This is a genomic window from Bacillus sp. ISL-78, from assembly GCF_018613455.1.
Classification (GTDB): Bacteria; Bacillota; Bacilli; order Bacillales; family DSM-1321; genus Peribacillus; species Peribacillus frigoritolerans.
The window spans coordinates 178,621-201,386 of the sequence record NZ_JAGGQC010000003.1 but is presented as its reverse complement, the minus strand read 5'-3'; the positions used below and the strand labels follow the sequence as shown (position 1 = coordinate 201,386).

23 protein-coding genes and 1 tRNA gene are annotated in these 22,766 nt (G+C 39.2%); 13 read left to right on the top strand and 11 right to left on the bottom strand.

Annotation, left to right across the window (positions count from 1 at the left end; all coding sequences use genetic code 11):
- Positions 1-109: 109 nt before the first annotated feature.
- Complete coding sequence (locus tag J7I96_RS03430) at positions 110-2,383, bottom strand: ATP-dependent helicase (RefSeq protein WP_214925596.1); 2,274 nt, start codon at positions 2,381-2,383, stop codon at positions 110-112.
- Between the two features lie 151 nt (positions 2,384-2,534).
- On the opposite strand from J7I96_RS03430, the gene J7I96_RS03425 reads away from it, so the two are divergent.
- Positions 2,535-2,816, top strand: a complete 282-nt coding sequence (locus J7I96_RS03425) for a hypothetical protein (protein WP_214925599.1) — start codon at positions 2,535-2,537, stop codon at positions 2,814-2,816.
- 54 nt (positions 2,817-2,870) lie between these two features.
- Here the strand turns inward: J7I96_RS03425 and J7I96_RS03420 are convergent, their stop codons facing one another.
- The 5 genes from J7I96_RS03420 to J7I96_RS03400 all read right to left on the bottom strand — a co-directional run bounded on the left by J7I96_RS03420 (position 2,871) and on the right by J7I96_RS03400 (position 5,776).
- Positions 2,871-3,359 carry a spore coat protein gene (locus J7I96_RS03420; protein ID WP_063577043.1) on the bottom strand — a complete coding sequence of 163 codons (489 nt, stop codon included), beginning with the start codon at positions 3,357-3,359 and terminating at the stop codon, positions 2,871-2,873.
- Between the two features lie 233 nt (positions 3,360-3,592).
- Positions 3,593-3,856, bottom strand: coding sequence for a hypothetical protein (locus tag J7I96_RS03415; protein WP_048686585.1), 264 nt, complete (start codon positions 3,854-3,856; stop codon positions 3,593-3,595).
- Positions 3,857-4,015: 159 nt separating this feature from the next.
- On the bottom strand, positions 4,016-4,477 hold the full coding sequence (locus J7I96_RS03410) for a GNAT family N-acetyltransferase (RefSeq protein WP_251029085.1): 462 nt from the start codon (positions 4,475-4,477) through the stop codon (positions 4,016-4,018).
- Positions 4,449-4,964, bottom strand: coding sequence for a YjcG family protein (locus J7I96_RS03405; RefSeq protein ID WP_048686587.1), 516 nt, complete (start codon positions 4,962-4,964; stop codon positions 4,449-4,451). Before J7I96_RS03405 ends, J7I96_RS03410 begins: the two co-directional genes overlap by 29 nt.
- 89 nt (positions 4,965-5,053) lie before the next feature.
- Entirely contained in the window at positions 5,054-5,776 is a 723-nt protein-coding gene (locus tag J7I96_RS03400; RefSeq protein WP_214769146.1) for an alpha/beta hydrolase, read from the bottom strand.
- 190 nt (positions 5,777-5,966) lie between these two features.
- Here J7I96_RS03400 and J7I96_RS03395 point away from each other — a divergent pair, with 190 nt between their 5' ends.
- Positions 5,967-6,524 carry a phosphatidylglycerophosphatase A family protein gene (locus J7I96_RS03395; RefSeq protein ID WP_034314446.1) on the top strand — a complete coding sequence of 186 codons (558 nt, stop codon included), beginning with the start codon at positions 5,967-5,969 and terminating at the stop codon, positions 6,522-6,524.
- 17 nt (positions 6,525-6,541) lie between these two features.
- Here the strand turns inward: J7I96_RS03395 and J7I96_RS03390 are convergent, their stop codons facing one another.
- A complete protein-coding gene (locus J7I96_RS03390; RefSeq protein ID WP_034314444.1) occupies positions 6,542-6,763 on the bottom strand; it encodes a hypothetical protein in 222 nt (73 codons plus the stop codon).
- A gap of 592 nt (positions 6,764-7,355) precedes the next feature.
- Between J7I96_RS03390 and J7I96_RS03385 the strand changes: the two genes are divergently transcribed.
- The 4 genes from J7I96_RS03385 to J7I96_RS03370 all read left to right on the top strand — a co-directional run bounded on the left by J7I96_RS03385 (position 7,356) and on the right by J7I96_RS03370 (position 10,045).
- Positions 7,356-7,739 (top strand): hypothetical protein, encoded by a 384-nt coding sequence (locus tag J7I96_RS03385; protein WP_214925600.1) that lies wholly within the window; start codon positions 7,356-7,358, stop codon positions 7,737-7,739.
- Positions 7,736-8,368, top strand: a complete 633-nt coding sequence (locus J7I96_RS03380) for a hypothetical protein (protein ID WP_214925602.1) — start codon at positions 7,736-7,738, stop codon at positions 8,366-8,368. Before J7I96_RS03385 ends, J7I96_RS03380 begins: the two co-directional genes overlap by 4 nt.
- Before the next feature lie 273 nt (positions 8,369-8,641).
- Positions 8,642-8,713 (top strand) — tRNA-Val (locus J7I96_RS03375).
- Between the two features lie 504 nt (positions 8,714-9,217).
- The gene (locus J7I96_RS03370) at positions 9,218-10,045 is read left to right on the top strand and encodes a hypothetical protein (protein WP_214925605.1); all 828 of its coding nucleotides are present in this window, start codon (positions 9,218-9,220) and stop codon (positions 10,043-10,045) included.
- 122 nt (positions 10,046-10,167) lie between these two features.
- Here the strand turns inward: J7I96_RS03370 and J7I96_RS28330 are convergent, their stop codons facing one another.
- Together J7I96_RS28330 and J7I96_RS03365 are read right to left on the bottom strand one after the other, a co-directional pair.
- Positions 10,168-10,299: a hypothetical protein gene (locus tag J7I96_RS28330; protein WP_285292090.1), complete on the bottom strand. Its 132-nt coding sequence runs from the start codon at positions 10,297-10,299 to the stop codon at positions 10,168-10,170.
- A gap of 308 nt (positions 10,300-10,607) precedes the next feature.
- Positions 10,608-11,744: a site-2 protease family protein gene (locus J7I96_RS03365; protein ID WP_214926437.1), complete on the bottom strand. Its 1,137-nt coding sequence runs from the start codon at positions 11,742-11,744 to the stop codon at positions 10,608-10,610.
- Between the two features lie 824 nt (positions 11,745-12,568).
- Between J7I96_RS03365 and truA the strand changes: the two genes are divergently transcribed.
- Together truA and J7I96_RS03355 are read left to right on the top strand one after the other, a co-directional pair.
- Complete coding sequence (gene truA / locus J7I96_RS03360) at positions 12,569-13,306, top strand: tRNA pseudouridine(38-40) synthase TruA (protein ID WP_214926448.1); 738 nt, start codon at positions 12,569-12,571, stop codon at positions 13,304-13,306.
- A gap of 110 nt (positions 13,307-13,416) precedes the next feature.
- Positions 13,417-13,941 (top strand): type 1 glutamine amidotransferase domain-containing protein, encoded by a 525-nt coding sequence (locus J7I96_RS03355; RefSeq protein ID WP_214926450.1) that lies wholly within the window; start codon positions 13,417-13,419, stop codon positions 13,939-13,941.
- Positions 13,942-14,047: 106 nt separating this feature from the next.
- Here the strand turns inward: J7I96_RS03355 and J7I96_RS03350 are convergent, their stop codons facing one another.
- Positions 14,048-14,728, bottom strand: coding sequence for a DUF421 domain-containing protein (locus tag J7I96_RS03350; RefSeq protein WP_214769115.1), 681 nt, complete (start codon positions 14,726-14,728; stop codon positions 14,048-14,050).
- Positions 14,729-15,074: 346 nt separating this feature from the next.
- Here J7I96_RS03350 and J7I96_RS03345 point away from each other — a divergent pair, with 346 nt between their 5' ends.
- From J7I96_RS03345 to J7I96_RS03330, 4 genes are all read left to right on the top strand, one after another.
- On the top strand, positions 15,075-17,177 hold the full coding sequence (locus tag J7I96_RS03345; RefSeq protein WP_214922851.1) for a YhgE/Pip domain-containing protein: 2,103 nt from the start codon (positions 15,075-15,077) through the stop codon (positions 17,175-17,177).
- A gap of 287 nt (positions 17,178-17,464) precedes the next feature.
- A complete protein-coding gene (locus J7I96_RS03340; RefSeq protein WP_214769109.1) occupies positions 17,465-18,307 on the top strand; it encodes an ABC transporter ATP-binding protein in 843 nt (280 codons plus the stop codon).
- A complete protein-coding gene (locus J7I96_RS03335) occupies positions 18,240-18,992 on the top strand; it encodes an ABC transporter permease (RefSeq protein WP_214922852.1) in 753 nt (250 codons plus the stop codon). The genes J7I96_RS03340 and J7I96_RS03335 overlap by 68 nt, the downstream gene beginning before the upstream one ends.
- A 41-nt stretch (positions 18,993-19,033) precedes the next feature.
- On the top strand, positions 19,034-20,050 hold the full coding sequence (locus J7I96_RS03330) for an aliphatic sulfonate ABC transporter substrate-binding protein (RefSeq protein WP_214769103.1): 1,017 nt from the start codon (positions 19,034-19,036) through the stop codon (positions 20,048-20,050).
- A gap of 125 nt (positions 20,051-20,175) precedes the next feature.
- Here J7I96_RS03330 and J7I96_RS03325 read toward each other — a convergent pair whose 3' ends face one another.
- Positions 20,176-21,114, bottom strand: coding sequence for a DHH family phosphoesterase (locus J7I96_RS03325; protein ID WP_214922853.1), 939 nt, complete (start codon positions 21,112-21,114; stop codon positions 20,176-20,178).
- A 454-nt stretch (positions 21,115-21,568) separates the two neighbouring features.
- On the opposite strand from J7I96_RS03325, the gene J7I96_RS03320 reads away from it, so the two are divergent.
- Positions 21,569-22,756, top strand: a complete 1,188-nt coding sequence (locus J7I96_RS03320) for a CaiB/BaiF CoA transferase family protein (protein WP_214922854.1) — start codon at positions 21,569-21,571, stop codon at positions 22,754-22,756.
- Positions 22,757-22,766 lie beyond the last annotated feature (10 nt).

Genomic DNA, 22,766 nt, shown 5'->3' with positions numbered 1-22,766 from the left:
CTATCATGCAGGCCTTCAGACTGCAGACAAACTTGAAAAAAAGCGAGTTTGCCTGCAGTTTTGTAAACTAAAAAAGTCCATTTGCAAGATTTATAGTATCGGATTTTGGTCAAAGCTTCAGAAAACGTGATGGATGGGCAGTCCGTCCGCGTCTAGTTTGCAGGATGGAAAGGTAAAGATCCTTTTTAGCCCTGGTTGCCGCTACATAGAGCAAGCGTCTTTCCTCTTCAAGAGGGGATAGTTCCCCTTTTCGGTAAGATTCAAGTGCGAAATCATGAGGAATGCTGCCATCGACAGCAGCAAGGACATATACGGTTTGATATTCAAGCCCTTTGGAACGATGTATGGTGGTAAGCTGTATGGCGTCCTTAAAGTGTTTCGATAACTGTTTAATCTCTTGGACCATAGCAGTCATATGATCGACATGTTCAATGAAAGCGGCGACGGTTGGAAAACGATTTGCCGCCACTTTTAAGTCACGGATGTCATCGGATCCTTTTTCCAGGTTCGCATCATTACCGCGTTTTTTTACATATTCCTGGTATCCTAAGTCTTTCTCGATGATCTCTAACGCTACCTGTGGCGACATAATTTTTAAAGACCGAATCTGTCCAGGAATCGTCTTTAATTTTCGTTCTTGAAAAGCATGTCCAGTCTTAACAAAAGCAAATGCATCGATGAAGTCACAATCCTGCAATATTGTCATTGCTTTTAACTCTTGTAATATACTTTGCTTTAAGAATAGGGAGGAAAGGACTTCAGATGCTGCCTTGCTGTCATGCGGGAACAAACTCAAGCGCATAAAGGCAAGCATGCCGCGAATGACCTTGCGCTGATAGAACGAATCCGCATCCTTTTCAATGACGAATGGCAGATTGGAAGCGGCAAGCCGTTCAAAAATGGCCCTGGACATCGTGTGTGTCCTGTACAATACTGCAAAGTCCCCAGGGTTTGCCCCCTTGGATATTTTCTCTTGGATATCGGATACGATCATCGTCGCTTCCAATTCTTCATCATAAGGATAAAATAAAACAGGTGGATTTCCTGAATCATGCTGTGCCCTCATCTTTTTCTCCATCCGGTTCTGGTTCCGCTTGATCAAGCGGTTAGCTGTAGCGACAATTTCATGGGAAGAGCGGTAATTCTCCGTCAGCTTCAACACTTGGGATCGAGGGAAGTCATGATTGAAATTCAAAATATACTTCGGATCGCTTCCACGGAATGAATAGATGGATTGGTCATCATCTCCAACCGCACATACATTTTTTGATTCAGCAGAAAGGAGTTTTATCAATTCATATTGAACTTTATTAATATCCTGAAACTCATCGACCAAGAAATAGTTAAACCTTTGCTGATATTTCTTTAAAAATTCCGGATTATTTTTTAAAAATACATAACAGCCTACAAGCATATCATCAAAATCATACTTCCCTGTTTGCTGTTTATAGTCTTCATATTTCTTATATAAAAATAAACACGATTTCTCCCAATCGTCCTTAGGGTGAATATCTTCTGGAAAGGCCAAAGAGTTTTTCCAAAGCCCGATTTGTTGAAGGGCCTGATCATATGCAAATTCCTTATCATCAAGTTCCAATTCCCTGCCAGCCTGTTTCAATACCTTTTCTTTTTCCCACTCCCACTTCAATAGGAAATCGCGCTGCCATTTGGCCGGTTCGTGGAAAATCAGGATTTTATAAAAGATGCTATGAAAGGTCCCGCTAACGATTTGAGAAACAAGGGAGGGAGTCATATTGGGATAGCCGAGCAGACGCTTCTGCATTTCCTTTGCGGATTTCGCCGTAAATGTTACAAGCATGATACTTTTGGGATCAATCTTTTTCACTGTGAGCATATAGGCAGTGCGTACCGTCAATACGCGGGTTTTCCCGCTGCCTGCTCCTGATAGGACAAGGATGGGTCCATCGATCGTCATTACCGCTTTGAGTTGCTCTGCATCCAGAACAACCCCTGAAGAGGATAATTCTTGAAAGTATGGTTCCTCTGATTGTGCCATGTCATATGGTTTATCTGAAAATTTCGGATTGCCGGTTATGGGGCGGCTTTTAAGGAAAGGTTCGGTAATGGTTTTCGTTTCAGTAATGGTTCGTGATGTTGGAATCCTAAATCCATTCTGTTCCATATATTCTAAGGGCTTATCTTCATTTATGGATTCTGAAATTGGCATTTCACAGGGTCCCTGTGATGGGTCGCTATGATAAAAATAAGGTGTCTCATGGATTCCAATAAATAATTTCACTGGTTTATGACAAATGATACAAGAAAGCTGATCACGTTTTCCTTTTTCAAAAAGTGTCTGCAGCTCACCAGCTGAAACGGTATGTAAATGTACGATTTCATTGCCAGATTTTGCTTGATTCATATAAATGGATACCTCTAATCTATTAAAAATATCGGCAATACTCATCATACCAGAAGATTAGGAAAAAAGAATGTGGAAATCATGTTTAAATGTTGTTCTAGCATGGTAATTAAATGACAACATAACTATTTCAATATAAGGAGGGGTTACTATGGGATATATAGCACCTGTCACACAATTTGATTATATTCAATATGCCAACCGGACGGTCGAAGCTGCAGGGAAAGTTAGAATTGTTAAAGGAGCGGCACCCATTCAACCCATCCGTTTTGATCAGGTGTTGGAAAGGGAAAGCCTTGAAGGATTACAACAACTTCTTCGGGTAAGTGCATATGGAGCAGGCACATATCAACATGAAATGGGCAGGAGCGTCAGGAAAGATATAACGGCTGGAACGACAGGAAAAGGCAGGTTCATCAACGAAATTGTCTAGTTCCTCCAGAAAGACAAAAGAGGACACGTGAAGTGTCCTTTTTGTGCTGACTTATTAAAGAATGTCTATTTCTACGATTAGGGCTAACAATAGTTGCAATAAAAGTTGGATGTTTAGAGCGATTTGTGCATCAGTTGTTGTAATGTCGATATCACGGCTGTTTTCAACAATTGTTTTTTGGCGCGTGATTTGTTTAACATTGGAAGATTGGATTAATTGTTGAGTGATCTTATCAGCATTATCAGCATCTGCAACGGAAATGCTTACGATAACCGCAATTGCAGCTTGTAGAGCAGCTTGTAGTGAGAGGGCCGCTTTAACATCCGTTGAAGTGATATTTACATTACAAGAATCTTTAATGTAAATAAGTTCTTCAGAAAGCTGAACTTGATTATTATCCTGTCTTGCATCTTGGTCAATCTTTGTGTCATCGTCGTTACAGAATCCTGAAAGGGGATGTCTGGAAGCGGAATCTAGAGCCGACCATGACCTTTCAGAGTCATCATGTGTGTTACAATTGCTACGATATACATTTTGGTTCATGTTGTTTTTTCCTCCTTAGGTTTTATTCCCTATTAAAATATGCTTTGATGGTTAATCGGGTTGGACGAATAAATCAGTTCATTCGTCTATTTTTTAAATACTTAGAGAAAGTATTAGTGTGTGGGGGATGAATAATAAAGAAGCTGGAGCTTTAGGAATGAAATGTAAGTGCTGCTATGTCTCGGTTTACTTATTTCTCGCCAGCAAGTAAGGTGATTAGGTGATATGGTGCGTCATTTATCTTTGGAATCCGTGAATTTGTTGTGAATGGAATTGGTAACTGGATTAACATCATGTTCCGTGATGTTCTTTTCTTGGTTTATGATTTTTAGTGATTGCTCTTGTAAATAACGAACGGTTTCTTTAAGGTTGTTTCTCTCTTTTTCAGTTAGATCGACCTTTTCCTTTTTGAAACCATGCTTTCTCAAAGTCCTCGAAACCAGGAGTTCCATCAGTCTTTTTTGAGACTCATCCAGGTTAAAATCATTGTTACCCATAAAATTTTCCCTCCTTCTTGCTTTCTATATATAGACTATGTATTTTTGATGAGATTGCCATTGAACGGAAATGGTTTTTTTCATAAAATGATAATTTAAGTCCATGAACGAACAAAAAAAGCTGTCCAATCAGAAGACTGATAGGACAGCTTTTTTATATCATAAAATGGTTTTCTTCATCGTTTTATGAGGAATGCCAGCATCCATGAATTCGTCGGAAACGATCTCATACCCTAATTTTGAATAAAAAGGAATGGCATGCACTTGGGAATCAAGCTTCAATTGTGGCACTTCCTGCTGGATTGCGTATTCCTCAATAGCATTCATGATCATGGCGCCGGCACCATTCTTACGGCCCGATGACAGTACACAAATGCGCTGTACTTTACCGATGTTGTCAATGACCCTGAAGCGGCCGGCACCGATTGGCTGATGCTGCTCATCATATAAAATGAAATGTGTGGACTCTTTTTCATATTCATCGATCTCTTCTTCAAGAGGGACGTTTTGTTCTTGGACAAACACTTTTCTTCGAATCATATATGCGTTTTCAAGCTCTTGGCTGTTCTCTGCGATTTTTACAAACACGAAATCATTCAGCTCCCAATCTAAATGTTTCATAAACGGTCCATGCCCCGTCTTCAAGTTGATACAGCAAGTGAACTCGTTTCACTTCTTCTTCATGGCTGATGTCAAGCATGCTTAATTGACCTAAAACATCAGAATGCTCATTATCGGATAAATCTTGAGCGATCGTAATATGCGGGACAAATGCATGTTCACTTTCACTTTTTATGAAATCCTCATTGTTAAGTGCATCATGCAGCTCTTGAAGCCCTTCGGATAATTCTACTTTGAAATAAATCGTATTGCTTACGGGTTGGAAAGACTTCGTTTTGGTTACGCTCATCGTAAAAGGCCTGCACTTTTGAGCAATGACTTTTAATTGTTCCGCGATTGTTGAAATTTCCATATCCGTCGCTTCAAACGTTGGTTTAAGCGTTAGATGCGGTGGAATGAAAGCATATTTCGTATCATACCGTTTGCGATAGGAGTTAGCTAAATCTTGAAGCTTTTTTGAAGGGAAAATTGCAACACCATATTTCATAAATAAAACCTCCTGATATTTTTTATTGTTGTATTATAGTTGGACATGTTCATTTCTTGAAACCATCCCAAACAGATGACTTCGAGTAATTAGAACATTTCCAATAGTGCTCGTTTCAAATCTGCCTGCCAGTATTTCCAGGTATGATTACCTTCAAATTCTTCATAGAAGCAAGGAAATCCTTTTTGGTTTATTAATTTATGCAATTCCCTATTTGGTTCAATGAAGTTTGCCTTATTGCCATCCGTCGTCGGTACATCCGTTTCACCAGTCCCGATTACATGGTAAAGTTCGAGGAGATGCGGATCCTCAAAATTACGTACAGCATCCATTACTGCTTCATTGGCAAGCGGGGACTGCATGATGCATTTCCCGAATGTATGCGGATACTGCAAAGCGGCCAATAAAGAAACTGTACCGCCAAGAGAGTCACCAATCAAAGTTCGACCATGTCCCATTTGATAGGTTGGGAATTCATCATCTAAAAACGGAACTAGTTCATGGGCAAGAAAACGTATGTATGCAATGTGCTGTTCCCCGTCGGGATGATATTTGCGCCAGCGGTCAAAGCGGTCTTTATAAGGAATGCCGACAATGATGATATTCTCGATCTCATCGTTCCCTAACAGTTCATCTGCTACCCGACCGATTCGGCCCATTTGAAAATAATCACGGCCATCCTGAGCAATCACAAGCGAATATTTATACAATGGCGAATAATTAGCAGGCAAGTAGACAAGCAATTCCAATTCTTCTGCTAAAGCTTCGCTTTTAAACATGTACTCTTTAATTGTGCCTTTGCGTAAACTCATTCTCCCGCACCTCAATGATAATTAATAATGAAAAACAACTTACTTGATTATTTTAGCATAGCCTTGCAACTTTTTCCCGCGACAAGAATTTGGAATATAAAATTTTCGTTATATTTTCTAAAAATTTAAATTATAAGGTGCTATAATACAAGGATATAGAAAAATAATACAAAAAAAGGTGGCGAATAAAATGGCAGATGTACACGTGCACAGCAGGGAAGTAACAAAGGCGGCTAAACGAACATTATTGGAGCGAGGTGTCAGTGTGGAGGCAATTGCAAAAATCGTATATGAATTGCAGTTCCCGTACAAAGCTGATCTTAAGCTGGAGGAATGCATCCACAGCGTTGAGCGTGTCCTGTTGAAAAGGGAAATTCAACATGCCATTTTAGTCGGTGTGGAGCTGGATAAACTGGCAGAGCAAAAAAAGCTATCAGAACCCCTGCAATCGATTGTTGAATCAGATGAAGGGCTATTCGGAGTGGATGAAACGATTGCCTTTGGTGCAGTACTCGGTTACGGAAGCATTGCTGTAACGACCTTTGGCCATTTGGATAAAAATAAAATAGGCGTCATACACGAACTTGATAAGAAGCAAGAAGGAATCGTGCATACCTTCCTGGATGATATCGTTGCAAGCATTGCCGCGAGTGCCGCCTCAAGGTTAGCACATCGTCTGAGAGATGAAGAAGAATCGTTAACTGAACAGGAAAAGGACATCCAGGAAGAAGAAGAGTTAATAGGTTGAACCTTGAAAAGCAATCTTCAGCCAGACCTGTAAAACCTGGCCTTAATGAGGCGGGCAGAAAGGATGTTGGCTACTTTAAATGTCCGTTTTGTCTGCCTTAGAAAACAGAATGCGTGAATATGCCCTGGATAAATTTCAAGCACCTGGATTTTCCGTTGCGTAATCTTACCTTGTTCGGAGAGATAAATTATTTCTAATGGAGCATTTTCTTCCATATGTTTACGAAGTATATATTTCATTCCCAGTCACTCCTTTGCTGACTTGCTTGCTAACATTATATGCGAACAAACGTTTTATATGCAAGTGGAAAGGGAACGTTAGTTCTGTTTTATTGTGGGGAAAATGGAATAAGATGAAATTATAACTTTTTTAATATAATATGTAGACTTTTAACAACAATTTATGTACTCAATTTCTGACCTTTCTTCTAACAGGTCTCTTTGAATCGCAGTAGCTAGGCTCTTCATCAATCAAAACCGAATGCAATTATACCTCACCTCATTTTCAGATTGAGAAAAAAGAATCTGTTTCCCCGATTATATCCACAAAAATCCCTTCCTTATTGTTAACGACCAACCTTCTTAATAAGATATATAATCCAGTAGATTTTTGCTGTTTGAGTTAGATTTATTTTCAAATTTGTAACATATGTACAAACATCTTTTCTTTTAATGAATAAAATAACCCGAAAATAAAAAAAGAAAAAGGTGATTATAATTAAAAATCATTATTCCATTTCACATTGTAATTCCTTTATAGACACCACATATCTTAATAAGAAATGTGCGCAAATGAAACCGGATGATTGTCATAGCTGCCATAAGAAACACAATGACTGTATTTGTCACCAAAAGAAACCGGATGATTGTCATAGCTGCCATAAGAAACACAATGTCTGTATTTGCCACCAAAAGAAACCGGATGATTGTCATAGCTGCCATAAGAAACACAATGACTGTATTTGTCATCAAAAGAAACCGGATGATTGTCATAGCTGCCATAAGAAACACAATGACTGTATTTGCCACCAAAAGAAACCGGATGATTGTCACTGCTGTCATAAAAAACACAGTGACTGTATTTGTCATCAAAAGAAACCGGATGATTGTCACTGCTGTCATAAGAAACACAATGACTGTATTTGTCATCAAAAGAAACCGGATGATTGTCACTGTTGTCATAAAAAACACAGTGACTGTATTTGTAAGCAAATGAAAGATGATGACTGTCATTTGTGCCATAAGAAACCTAATGACTGTCACTGTGACAATAAGAAACCTAAACTAGTAAGAGCATCTGCATTCAGGGCTAATAAGAATACACCACAACTTTACGAACCAGCGTTAACTCCCTCTGTAAAAGTTTTATTCCAAACTGAACAGTTTGATTTAGCGGATGAATATAATCCGCACATATCAACATTTATTCCAGCTAAGGATGGAATTTATGAGATAACAGCAAAAGTTTCGTTTTGTCCGTCAAAAAGTAAAAGCAATGATTCCTCAAAAAACAAAAAAGATAATTGCAAATGTGATTATTGCAGTAAAAATAGTTGCAACTGTGATTATTGCAGAAAACATCATCCTTCAAAAGACAAAAAAAGGAATTCTTCAAAAGAAGGAAATGTCGCATCCATTTCCATTAACGTGAACGGAGATAATTTAGATATTGTTAATGACTTCTTGGAGAAATCAAGACCTATTGGACTATTGGTTACTACAATCCTTCAGTTACAAGCAGGAGATCGGGTACAAGTATTATTTAGCGCAGATGCAAACGGAGAAATTTTAGCAGAAGCATCTTTAACTAACTTTCAGGCTGCTAGATTCCCTTCTCCAATATAAAGGTCTTTTTTGCTATAATCTTAGTTGAGCACCTGGATATCAAATTTGTTAATAAAAGTTGAGTAAACGTATGATTAGGAGCCTTGGATTCTATTCTGAGAAATTTTTGGGGTCAGATCCAACTTTCAGGGATTAACACTTTACGGAAAAAAACTTTTTTAGCAAAACTACTTGTTTTATTTTGAATACCACTATATAATAAATCTTGTTCAGAAAAGAAGTCAGCAACTAAGTAAGTTGTAAACCAAGCTCTATAGAGCTTGATTTACATACGACTTGTTAGCTCAGTGGGAGAGCACTTCCTTGACAGGGAAGGGGTCGTGGGTTCGAATCCCTCACAGGTCATCAACTAACAAAGGCTCAAATCCTTTATCTAACAAGGATTTGGGTCTTTTTTTGTTTTTGAAAAATATAGTTCATTTTGTATTATTTACTCAAGTGGTGGCGGATAGAGAAGGAGTACAACGTAGTACAGACAATTATTTGGGATAATTAATATTTCAAGGAACTTTGAGTAAAGCCTTTTGTTATATGCTAACGATGGAGGTTAAAAATAAGACCATCATCGATTCGGTGTTTCGGCTGTTTTACGAAGAGATAGTCCCTTCAACATGCATTCATTAAATGCAATCCATTTGGCTTCCTTTTTTGATCGATTCAGTGAACTTGTTAAATCAGTCTATGTCTATTCGTGTTTGATATAATCAGCTGCACCAAGTGAAATTATTTGTTGATGAAATCAGCCGAATTGGGGTCGACGATACTTAAGATGGTTTAATATTGTAATAATTTAACACACAAGTTAATCTTAAATTACCTAATAAGGCACAATATTAAAGGAGAAAAATAGTGAGTTATCTCGGAAAGTATTTGAAAATGCCACCAACAATTGAAAAGCTCCATAAATTAGAGAAGGGTATTGAAAAAGAAGGCTACTCCTTAAGTGAATTATCCCTTTATTTAGAATTTGACTTCTCCCCTTATGAAAATACTCCTTATGATGTCATTACATTTGCTAGTACAGGAGTTAATGGAATACATTTCGGATTACTAACTGACTTCGGAACAGTATCTGATTTAGAGAATGCTTTTGTTGTATGTATTAGTCCAATGGATTTTGATTCACATATAAAGATTGTAGCAAGGAATATAAGGGAGTTTCTTAACTTGGTTTGTACAATGAAAGATGCCTTAACTATTTCTAACTTTAATATCCTGGAAGAAGAGGGTCAGTATATTCGTTTGCTTAAAGAACTAAAACAAGTAGAACCTGAAGATGAGGAATTTGAAGAGAAGGCAAACTATGTAGTGGAAAAGATAATAGCCACATTCGATAGCGAACGAATAGAAGATGTCTATCATTATGTGGAAAGAAAAGTAAGGACAGAAAGAGAGCAACAAACCATTTTACCTACTCTTGATGGGTTAGGCATAATACCTGTAGAAAGCGTTACGAGCAACCATATCCTATACAAACTTGAAAAAGATATGAAGATTAACTTGGAAAAAGTGAAATCTTTTTTTAATTCGGCAACTACAGAAAGTAAACTAGCTTTCATCAGAGATGCTCAATTTACATACTTAATTTCAGATGAGATAGAGTTAAAAGAATTGGTCATTAATGAAATGATGAAATTAGGTTTACAGGATGAAGTCGATAGATTATACGTGTTTTAGGTACTTTTTTTGCCTAATTAACACCAGAATCATAAATTATTAGAAGGTTACTTGCAGGGGTATTTACTTAATTATAAATAATCCAAACGAGGTCTTTTTTGGAACATTAATTAAGGGGGGATTCACCAAGTCGTAAATGAAATGAAGTCAATGGAAGCCTCAATTTTATGAACCAAATGGTTCGCCGGCACCAGTTGATCTAAAGTAATCATTTCAAGTTGATCTCGCTGAATAGAATCATGTTTAGAAAGCATCCTCATCACCTCAAGTTTTAATACTTCTATTTTAAAACAAAAATGACTCCAGGCAAAAGGTTCTATCTAAAAGGTAAGACAAAGTTGATTGGAGCGGGTGTTCGAGACTCCTGCGGGAAATGCGCGTCTAGGGGAGACCCCGCAGGCGAAAGCCGAGGAGGCTCCCCGACCGCCCGCGGAAAGCGAGTGCCCTACGTTCCAATCAACGTCCAAATTGTACAAGCCATAAAAATAGACAAACTCGATTTTCATCGAGTTTGTCTACAGTCTGAGGGGACCTCATAAATGAGGTCCCCTTTCATAATGTATTACGGTAATAAAGTTTTATATTGTTCCATTAAATCACCTGCATATAAGCTTGTTATCATTAAGAAAATGGCAAGCCCGATGTATAATGAGAACCAGATGACTTTTGTTTTGAGACTCGATGAGTAATAGGATTTCTCTTTATCCCTAATTTCAGTTTGTTCTTGCACTTCTTTAAAGAAGGTTGCTGCTATTCGTTCATATGTGCCTATATTTTCAAAGTCGGTCGGTCCGTTCTGATATTCATTCGAATTAGCAGCATCCATTAAGGACCTATAAATATTTAATTTTACCTCGGTCAGCTGTTTTTCTTTTAGCTTATTATCATCAAATAACGGGATATGCCAACTCCTCATGTTGTTAAACTTTTCATGTAGTTGGCTAAATTCCATATTCCAAATATTAACCAGGCGGATTTTTTCTTCATCTGTTGTAGCTGCATATTGTTCTAGTTGCCTTAATCCAAATTGATTCAAATCAATGATGATGTCTCTTTGATTTCTGGTTGTTTCGCTGCGGAATTCTTTCCACCACTTAGAAATACCCAATAATAAGAAAAGAATTAAAAATGGATTTGGATGGAGAAACAAATATACAACCATTCCGATAATCCCCAATACCCAAAGCTTTGTGGAGATGACTCCCACTATACGTCCTCCATCAAGAGGATGCACAGGCATTAGATTAAATAGGGTAATCATGGCTCCAAGTGTAGTAACTAAAAGCCAAAATGGATTTTCCGTCATCATAAATAGGGGGATGGCTGGTAGAAATGCTAATGTGCCTAATAATGGACCTCCGAAGGCAAGATAAGCTTCTTGCCTAGCATTCTTTGGTTCTTCCTTAAGAGCAATTAACGCACCGACAAAAGGGATGAAAATGGCATTGGATGTTTTGATGCCTTTTCTCTTTGCAGCAAGTAAATGTCCCATTTCATGGATATAAATTAGATAGACTAGGGCTACGGCAAATTTCCACCCGTAAACCAAGGCATATGCTCCTAATGAAACGAAAATAGAAATCAGGGAACCTACTTTCGCTATTTTCAATAGCGCAAACAACCATTTCATTTTCCCTAGGAAAAATAACCCGATTGCCCCCAAACCCACCCATCCTTTATTCGATTTAGAATCTTTCAAAATGTACCTCCTAGAATCAATGGGAAAACAGATGACCAGTGACACTATGTCTATCTGAGCTTCTTCTGGATTTATCATCTTGCTAATATCTTTATTATATCGTATTTCTTCTGTTCCTTTTAGGAATAATTTTCTGGAGCTTAAGTTAGAGAGCACCTATCGCAGAAATACTAGATGGAAGTAATGAACATGATTTTGGATAAGAAGCTGTTGATGATTCAGAAGACTACGGAAATTTGTCCCAGCAAAAGAACTGATGAAGATAGGTAAAGACCACTACATCTTTAACTAAAAAGTGTCTGCGACCAGCATCAAATAAATGAAGTGAATGAAATATGGTCTTAAACGGTACAGTCACCAGCAATATATGATCTGATTGGGGGCGGATTGCAAAGAATCGGAAAGTATCAGAGGATAATTTTATTGTGAAAAAGGATGATAATCCCTTAGGTGTCAGTATATCCGGAATAATAAAGAACTAGAGGAAAACAATAAGATAGTTTTAACTGGGAAGGGGTCGAGGGTTCGAAAAACTGCATGTGAAGGTGAATCGTTCGTTGCATGACGCTAGCCACTTTGGTACACTATGCAGAAGTGCATTTCAGCTAGGATTGACTATCGAATGATAGATATGATGCTGTCACCTTTACATAATTCAAGGTCTTTGTAAGCGATGGGGTGCTCCCGAACGAAATATGGTACAAAACCTTAACGATATAAAAGTTTTTCTAAGAAGACCATCTGTTCCCTCATACAGCAGGAGTTGTATGGGGGCTTGTATTTTATCAAGAATTTTTCTGTTTAGATGAAATAAGGAGGAAGCAATGAACAATTATAAATTGACCATTCAATATGATGGCGGGCGCTATAAAGGCTGGCAGCGACTTGGTAATAGTGATGATACGATCCAAGGGAAAATAGAAAATGTATTAACGGAAATGGCAGGGGAAAAAATCGAGATCATCGGATGCAGCAGAACGGATGCCGGTGTACATGCCTTTGCTCAAATCGCCAATTTTAAGATCGGTGAAAATCTGACTGAAGTTGAAGTCATGAGTTATTTGAATAGATATTTACCAAGAGATATCAGCATTGTCGATGTTACGCTAGTTCCTGAACGTTTTCATGCCCGTTATAATGCTAAGGATAAAACGTATTTGTATAAGATCTGGAACGAGCCATATACAAATCCTTTCATGCGAAAATACAGTATGCATGTAGAGAAAAAGCTGGATATCACAAGAATGAAAAAGGGTTGTCAATATTTTATAGGTGAACATGATTTCACTTCTTTTTCAAATGCAAAATCCAAGAAAAAATCCATGGTACGTGAAATATATGCCATTGATATAGAAGAAAATGCCGGTTTCATCGAAATTACAGTGCGAGGCAATGGATTTCTTTATAATATGGTTAGAAAGATTGTCGGGACGTTGATAGAAGTTGGGTTGGGTGAAATAGATTCTCAAAATATACCAAGTATTTTAGAGTCAAAAGAAAGAATCCAAACGGGCCGTATGGCGGAGGCAGCTGGGTTATACTTGGTAAAGGTTGATTTTTAGACCGGAAATTGATGCATGTGTTCATGCATGAAAAGTGTACAGGCAGTAGAAAAAGGGAAGTAATAGGGAAGAATGGTAAAGCAAAAAGTACTAAATAAGGAGGGATTTTCATGAGATTAGCCGGAAAGAAAATAATCAGTCTTGTGCACCATGATTTTGAAGATTTAGAACTCTGGTATCCGATTTTACGTTTAAAAGAAGAAGGGGCGATTGTTCATCTCGCCGGAGAAAAGGCGAATGAAACATACATTGGAAAATATGGTGTACCTGCCATATCTGATTATGAGTATGGCAGCATCGAAGCTGAAGAATATGATGCCATTCTTGTACCGGGCGGTTGGGCACCTGACAAAATTCGCCGGTTCCCTGAAGTGTTATCGCTCCTCCAAAGCATGGAAGAAAATAAAAAACCCATCGGGCAAATTTGTCACGCTGGTTGGGTGTTGATATCCGCGAAAATTTTACAGGGGAAGAATGTAACGAGTACACCTGGCATTAAAGATGATATGGAAAACGCGGGGGCAACTTGGATAGATGAGCCCGTCGTCGTAGATGGAAACCTTGTATCGAGCAGGCGTCCGCCGGATCTGCCGGATTATTTAAGGGAATTGATAAACGTGATTGAAAAGGGTTAAATTCATAGTACGGTGAAAAAGTGGTTTTTCCTTCTGGAAAAACCACTTTTTTTATCCGTACCCGATTTTATTTTAATAGTGATTATGATAAAGATCATTCCCTTGATTAATCCTTGATCAAATCAATATACAAATTTCCTTTTGTCCCTACGACAGCATACGAGATATCAAAAACAACAAGGTTCCTTTTTTTGAGTTCAGCCATCAACCATTCTTCATTGTAGGTGTGTTTGGTTAGGTTATCATATAAGATTTTTCCGTCATAGACCAGTTCAATCGGTACAGAACCTTCTGGGGGCAGTATTGGTAAATCCTGCTTGGAGGCATTTTGGTATTGTTCTTTTTTTAATACAGAGAGTGAACCATTGATCTCTAAAATGGCACATTCAACTTCATCTATGTTGAAAATATCTTTTCCCCGCAAAGCCTGTTTAAGAGAATCCAGTGAATACCCCATCCTTTCCATTGACTCTTCGAGAATTCTTCCTTTTTGAATTAAAGTAGCAGGTTCTCCAGCAATCCATTTCCCGAAACGCGGATTTCGAACCGCTAGAAGATTGAGCATGAAAACGACGGTACCCATAATAATGATGGAAATGATGAAATACAGGAATTTAATTTTAATATTGAATGCTAGATTTCCTGCGATTGTCCCCATCGTAATGGAAGCGATATAAAGGTGATAGGTCTTCTGGGCAATTGTCTGTTTACCGAGAAGTTGGACAAATACCCATAATAAAATAAAAGAGGTAAAGGTTCGAAAGATGATTTCAACAGATTCCGACATGAAGATTTCTCCCTTACAAAACTCCCGACAGTTCGTTTGTGATAGTATGTTCTTACACCTTGCCATTTATTCTGTATAGGAAACAGACAAGAAACCGTCTTTGATTTGGGAACCCCTCTTACATGAATTGATGGATTTAATCGATTGGTGCGATACATAAAAAAATGAATTATGAAACAATTTTCCATAAACCAGGCATTCATATAAGTGTATATCAGGAAGCAAGCCTCTCATTACTTGCTTCTTTTTTAATTGGTTTGATGAATCCATGGATATGTTTACTTAGTATCGATTAAGAAATTTCTTCGAATAATAGTATCAAAATACATTTGTACGGGGGTATGTTTTGAGAAATATTCAGGAAATTTTCATTGACGATTTAAAAAGCATTTATAAAAATTTCTTTGTTTGTATCGTAGTCGTCTTTCTCATGTTCATTCCTTCCATTTATGCGTGGTTTAATATTGTCGCATCATGGGACCCATATGCAAATACGGAAGGAATTCTTGTCGGTGTTGCCAATAATGATAAAGGAGCGGAGTTAAATGGCGAAGCCGTGAACATAGGAAAGGAAGTCCTGGAGGGGTTAAAGGAGAATAAGGATCTGGGCTGGAGGTTCACTTCAGAAAAAAAGGCGATAGCAAAGGTGGAAAAGGGCGATTTTTATGCATCCATCATCATTCCGGAGAACTTTTCCGAACATATTGCGACAATCATGACCGATGACCCTAAGAAGGCGGAGATTGATTACTATGTTAATGAAAAAATCAATTCCATTGCTCCTAAAATTACGGCAGCGGGTGCCAACAGCATTGTGGACGATGTGAGCAAAACCTTTATCAAATCAGCCAGTGGGAGTATCCTTGCAATCTTTAATGAACTGGGAATCACCTTGCAAAACGAGTTGCCGACGATTCAAAAAATGAAGAATATGGTTTATTTATTAGAGAGTGAACTGCCTGAGCTTGAACAAAATATCAAAACCGTCCAAACACATGTTAAAAAGGCCGAAGATATCATTAAAAAGGTCAATGAAGGTTTGGATTCAATAGAAGGAATAACGTCGCAGAAGGACAAATTGGTATCGGACGTTTCTAGTTATGTAGATTCGACAAGGCAGGCATTCGAAGAGATCAATCCCCTCTTGAAAAATGATATCGCGAACATAAGGAGCGATAATGAATCCATTTTAGTGCTGGCGAACCGGTTAACGGGTCAGGGGTTGCCTGGCAATGAGTCTGATCAGCTAGTGGAACAAGGTGTAACGAGGATAAATAAAGAGCTGTACCTTTTGGACAGTATGTATAATTTATTGGTGAGAGTCAATCAATTTAATGAGAAAAACGTGCTTCAGCCAGAAATACAGCTGGTTGATGAACTAAGGGATAATGCTTCGAACCAACTTCAAGCGCTGAATGACCGAGCATACGGAAATCTTATCGAACTTGGCAGGAACAATGATCAAGTCTTGGCAAGCTTCCGGGAGAGCTATTCAAAGGAAACGGGACCAAAATTCAATGAAATCTGGAATGAAACAGAAGCAATATTGAATAATGTCCAGCTTACGATGGAGGAGGGAACCAAGGTTCTTCCTGAGGTGAGGACGCTGTTAAATGAGACCAATCGAACATTGGAAACACGTACTGAGGATATTGATAAGTTACAGAATAAGTTTCCGGAAATCGAAACGAAAATAAAGGCTCTGGCTTCTAAAATGAGGGAAATTGATAAGTCTTATAATATGGAAGAAGTGATCGATTTCCTAAGGAATGATATTGAACAAGAAAGTGAATTTTTTTCAGAACCAGTTCTGCTCAATAAACACAGTCTCTTTCCGATTCCGAACTATGGATCCGCCATGTCTCCTTTCTTTACGGCACTTTCCCTTTGGGTCGGCGGTACAATATTGATTTCCATGCTTAGCGTGGGTGTTTCTCAAAAGGTCTACAGCCCGTATCAAGTTTATATCGGGCGGTATCTAATATTTTTCATCATTGGGGTGATGCAGGCCCTTAGTGTTTCCGTTGGGAATATCGTCCTTATCGGTGTTTATGTAGCGGATAAATTTGAGTACATCCTGTTTTCCGTTCTGATAAGTACGGTATTTACACTCATTGTCTATACCTTCGTTTCCGTTCTTGGAAATGTTGGAAAAGGGATAAGCGTCGTTTTGATGGTCCTTCAAATATCAAGTTCGGGCGGCACCTTCCCCATTCAAGTCACCCCGCCCTTTTTTCAGCATATTAATCCTTTCTTGCCATTCACCTATGCTGTGGGTTTGCTTCGTGAATCTGTTGGGGGAATAACCTGGAGTGTAGCTGGCAAGGACATTTTTATCTTGATTCTCTTTTTACTATTCACGTTCATCTTAGGTGTCATTTTGAAAAAGCCTCTGCATGCAAGGACACAAAAGATGAAGGATAAATTGTATGGAAGCAGGATTTTTTAAGGTAATTGAAAGAGTGCCGGTGACCGCGGTTAACTGAAGTTGAAAATTATGGATATATTAAGCCTGAACCCTTAAAAGGGCTCAGGTTTTTTTATTTGCTGAATGGTATTTGTGCATATGTATTTTTATGTAGGGTTGGAATATTTATCAATACTTTGACATTTGAATAGAAAGATACCGATAAATTAGAATTTTTGCATTTTTATAGTTGACAAAAACCATTGGATTAATCATTATTAAGAAATAATGTTTAGTAAATCGATGCGATATAAAAGTGGGGTGACTTTATGTATTTAACAATAGATGGCATTGAAAAAAGTTTTAGGAATGAAAAGAAAGAAAGCATAAAGGTGCTCGATAAGATAAACATAGAGGTCGAGAAAGGAAGCTTCGTTTCGATCGTCGGACCTTCAGGATGTGGTAAATCCACGCTCCTTTATCTGATTGCCGGCCTCGATAAGGCAGATACAGGTGAAATACGTGTAGCTGGGAAAAAAGTGGTGAAGCCAGGTCCCGAACGGGTTGTCGTGTTTCAGGAGGCGGGTTTATTTCCTTGGCTGACAGTACTTGAAAATGTTACATACGGATTGAAGTTAAAGAAAATGCCCAAAGAAGAGGCAAAAGAAAAGGCATTGGACACTTTAAAGATGGTTCACCTCAGCCGATATGTTGACTCCTATCCTCATCAACTCTCAGGAGGAATGAAACAGAGGGTTGCCATTGCAAGAGCGTTGGTTATGGAACCGGATATCCTGTTGATGGATGAGCCATTCTCCGCACTTGATGAGCAAACGAGGATGGTTTTGCATAAAGAGCTGCTCGAAATCTGGAGAAAAACTAAAGTGACGATCTTTTTCGTTACCCATAATATTCGCGAGGCTGTTCAGCTTTCCGAAAAAATTATCGTCTTTGCAACCCGTCCCGGGAAAATCAAAGAGACGATTTCCGTTCCTTCCATGAAAGATGGAGTTATGCCGGATAGTGTAACTTTGCATACAGAACAAAGGGTTCTATCGATTTTGCAGGAGGAAATTGAAAAAGTGCTGAAGGAGGAAATGGGGAATGATTACAGCTTTAAGACGAATCATATTCATCGCGATGATAGCGGGGATATGGGAAGTCATATCTAGACTTTCCAGTCTTCCGGACTTCATGTTCCCGAGCCTGACTCAGGTTTTGGAAACTCTGTTTAAGGGACTGATGAGCGGACAAATAACCGAAGCCATCGGAAAAAGCCTTGGCCGTATCCTGATCGGCTTTATGATTGCGATTATAGTAGGTCTGATATTAGGATATTTCATTTGGCGCTTTAAATTGGTCGAAGACACTTTAGGATTCGTCGTGACGGCATTACAGTCCATCCCGAGTATCGTGTGGTTCCCTTTAGCGATCATTTGGTTTGGATTGAATGATTTTTCGATCCTCTTCATCGTCACCATCGGCGCAACTTGGACGATGACGGTTAATGCAACAAGTGGCTTCCGGAATGTACCACAGTTGTATCAGCGGGTTGCCAAAACATATGGATCGACCGGGTTTCATTTTCTTCGCACGGTGATTTTACCAGCATCCGTCCCGCAAATAATATCCGGTCTCCGAATTGCATGGGCCTTTTCCTGGCGTGCATTGATGGCAGGTGAATTACTTGGCGGGGGAGGCGGTCTTGGCCAAATGCTGGAAATGGGCAGATCACTGGGACAAATGGATTTGGTCATCTCCGTGATGATCATCATCGCAATCATCGGAACAATCGTGGATAATGTCGTCTTCTCCCGTCTTGAACGCAATGTTCAACTGAAATGGGGAGTGAAGTAACGGTAGTTTAATAAAATACTAGTTAAAAAGGAGAGAAAAATATGCTGAAAAAATCATTCTTTGCCCTTATTCTGTCTGTATTGTTAATCGGAATAGTAAGCGGATGCACTCAATCCAGCAGTAATGATGAAGAAGGGGAAGGGGCCAGTGGGAAATCCGTGAAAATTGGTTATTTTCCTAACCTAACCCACAGTGCAACGATCATAGCACTTGAAAAAGGCTTTTTCGAAGAAGAGTTCGGTAAAGATGTCAAGATTGAAACCAAAACAGTGGCCAATGGCGGATTATTCATGGAAGCAATGGCTACAAACGCCATTGATGTCGGAACGGTCGGGCCTGGTCCATTGCTTAACTTTTACGTGAAAAACCCTGAATACCACCTGATCTCCGGGGCTGTTAATGGAGGTGCCGTACTTGTAGCTAGCGAAGGCAGCAAGGTAACGGATTTAAAAGATTTGGACGGTAAAAAGGTAGCGATTCCCGTCATTGGAAGCACACAGGATGTCATGCTTAGGAAGGCCCTTCAAGATGTAGATTTAAAACCGACTACAAATGGGGGCACAGTTGAACTGTATGCGGCAGCACCTGCTGACACAACCGCCCTTTTTGTTCAAAAATCAGTCGATGCAGCAGCGACCCAGGAACCATGGGGGTATGTATTGGAAAATCAGGCAAAAGGAAAGCTGGTGCTTGACTGGGAACAATTTGCATGGGGAAAAGATTCACCTAACACGGTAGTGGCTGCAAGCCAGAAGTTCTTGGATAAAAAGGGGCTCGCTGCTTCCTATTTGAAAGCGCATGAAAAAGCGGTGAAATTTATTCAAGACAACCCTGAAGAGAGCCAAGAATTGGTTATTAAGCATTTGAAGGAACTGACTGGAAAAGAATTAAGCAAAGAAGAAGTGGCTTCAGCATTTTCACGCCTTGAAGTGACAACTGAAGTTAATGAGCAAGTCATTCAAGAAATGGCCGACATAAGCAAAGAAGCGGGTTATATCCCTAGCAGTGATATAAAAGGCATGATCGATTTATCAATTCTTGAAGAAGCGTCCAAATGAATGGAAACAAGCAAGCGCCTCAGCCATCCTGGCTTTGGCGCTTTTTTTAAAAGGCCTGATTTATCCATTTTAATTAAGCGGGGAAATAATCCCCCATATAAACTCCTCAGGTCATGAACTCCCTGTTATGGACAGACTTGATCCAATGCTTGGATAACATGATCAACCTCCTCCCAGGAATGAATGGTAGCGCCTGAAGCCAGTGAATGTCCTCCACCATTGAATTGACGTGCTACTGATGCGATGGGAATATTCCGTGAACGTATCCTGACACGGATTTCAGAAGGATATTCGATGAAGAAAGCCCAGATTTTATTGTCCCTGACACTTGATAGCGTATTGACTAAATTCGAAGCTTCGAGGCGATCCACACCATACATATTTAAAAGCTCGTCCGTAATAATGAAGTAAGCTACCCCTTTATCCGTTACCTTGAAGCTCATGAGTATGTCTTTTTGAAGTCGGGAAGCGTTTTTCGCCTTAACATTAAGGCTGTTATGGATTCTTTCTGGCTGAATATTATAGGTTCTTAAGTGCGAAACCATTTTTAATGTCCTGGGAGTGGTATTCCCATTCGTGAACTTCCCTGTATCACTAAGTATTCCTGCATAAAAAGATTTAGCCGCTTCTTTATCCATGATGAAGCCTTCTGGAAATTCCAAGAATAAATCAACAAGCATTTCACTTGCAGAGCTATAAGAAGGGTCGACCCAAGAAATGTCACCGAATTGTTCGTATTCGGGGTGGTGGTCAATTTTGATCAGCATGTCTCCATGAACATATCGGGAATCACTGATCCGTGAAATGTTGGCAGTATCACAAACAATCACTAAGGCATCTTTGTATTTGTTATCGGAAATGACATCCATATCACCTATGAATAGAAGCTTATCCATTTCCTCGCCTACCGCATAGACTTCTTTAGAAGGGAATGAGTCCTTCAATAGCTTCTTTAAACCGAGTTGTGATCCCAATGCATCCGGGTCCGGATTTACATGACGATGAATGATGATTCTGTGGTATTTCTTGATCGCTTCGATTATTTCCATTTTTTTATTGTCCATAGCGCCATCCCCTTTTTAACATTTCCTTGTCTGCCGTGCGACAATTGATAATATGTAAAATTCATATATTGACAGTTATACCTATTCAATCATCACATGCCAAACGAGTAAAGGCAATTCCGATTACTTTGGATGGTGGGGAGTCCTGGAAGTATACGGGAATTATGCTAAAGAGTATATCGCAGATGTAATAAAACACACAAACAAAATTATTGCAAAATTCAAAAAATGGAACTATACTTAATTTACCAAACCGATGACAACAAGTTACCTTGTTGCATGGCCGGCTTGACATAAAAAACTGGAATCCATAAAAATTGACTTGGTTCACTTGATCTTCCTTTGCAGGAAGACAGTTCGTGGATAAGGGTCAGTGAAACATTCAATGTAATGACATTGTTGGTTTTACTGGCTCTTTTTTGTGTATCCACGACAGTTTGAAAGGGGTGATGATATGAATGGAGCTTTGGAGGGAGTCAGGATTATCGATGTATCCCGTGTTTTGGCGGGGCCGTTTTGTTCAATGATTCTCGGCGATTTGGGTGCCGATGTCATTAAAATCGAGCATCATGAGTCAGGTGATGAAACGAGAGGCTGGGGGCCGCCATTCGCCCAAGGAGAAAGCGCTTACTATTTATGTGCGAATCGAAATAAGCAAAGCATGACCTTGAATTTAAAATCTGAGGAAGGAAAAGAGATTTTCCGGAAGTTGGTGGCTTCAGGGGATATAGTGATTCAAAATTTCAAGACAGGCACATTGGGAAAACTGGGGTTGGGTTATGAGGATTTAAAGGAAATCAACCCCAAACTGATCATGGCCTCGATTACAGGATTTGGTTTAACCGGTCCTTATAAAGATTTGCCAGGCTACGATTATATCATTCAAGCGATGAGTGGTTTGATGAGCATCACCGGAGAGAAAAATGGGAGTCCCGTGAAGGTCGGAGTGGCCATAGCTGACATATTGACTGGCTTGTATACATGCATTGGCATTTTATCCGCTTTACATCATAGGGATAAATTGGGGGAAGGACAGGAGATTGATATTTCATTGATGGATTGTCAGGTTTCTTCATTGGTGAATGTCGCCAGCAACTATTTATTCAGTGGCTTGACCCCTGAAAGAATGGGGAACCAACATCCCAATATCGTCCCATACCAGACGTTCGGGACAATCGATGGCGAGCTTGTCGTGGCTGTAGGAAATGATGATCAGTTCAGGAGATTTTCAACCGTTATAGGCAGACCTGATTTAGCGGAACAGGAACAGTTTAAACATAATGAAAAACGTTTGCAAAACAAGGAAGAATTAATACCGATAATAGAGGATTCGTTGAGAGCTAAGACAAAGAAGGAGTGGAAAAGGCTGTTTGATGATGCAGGGATACCGAATGGTCCGATTAATGATATAGCAGAGATGTTCGAGGACCCGCAAATCATCGCAAGAGGCATGTTGGTGAGCATGGAACATCCCACAATCGAAGATCTTAAAGTGACGGGATCTCCCCTGAACCTTTCAAAAACACCGGTTACCATGAGAAAGCATCCGCCTCTCTATGGCGAGCATACCGATTCCATTTTGGCTGAAATAGGATATAGTCCAGAACAAATAAGCAAATTCAAGGAAAATAAAATTATTTAGGAGGAATTTT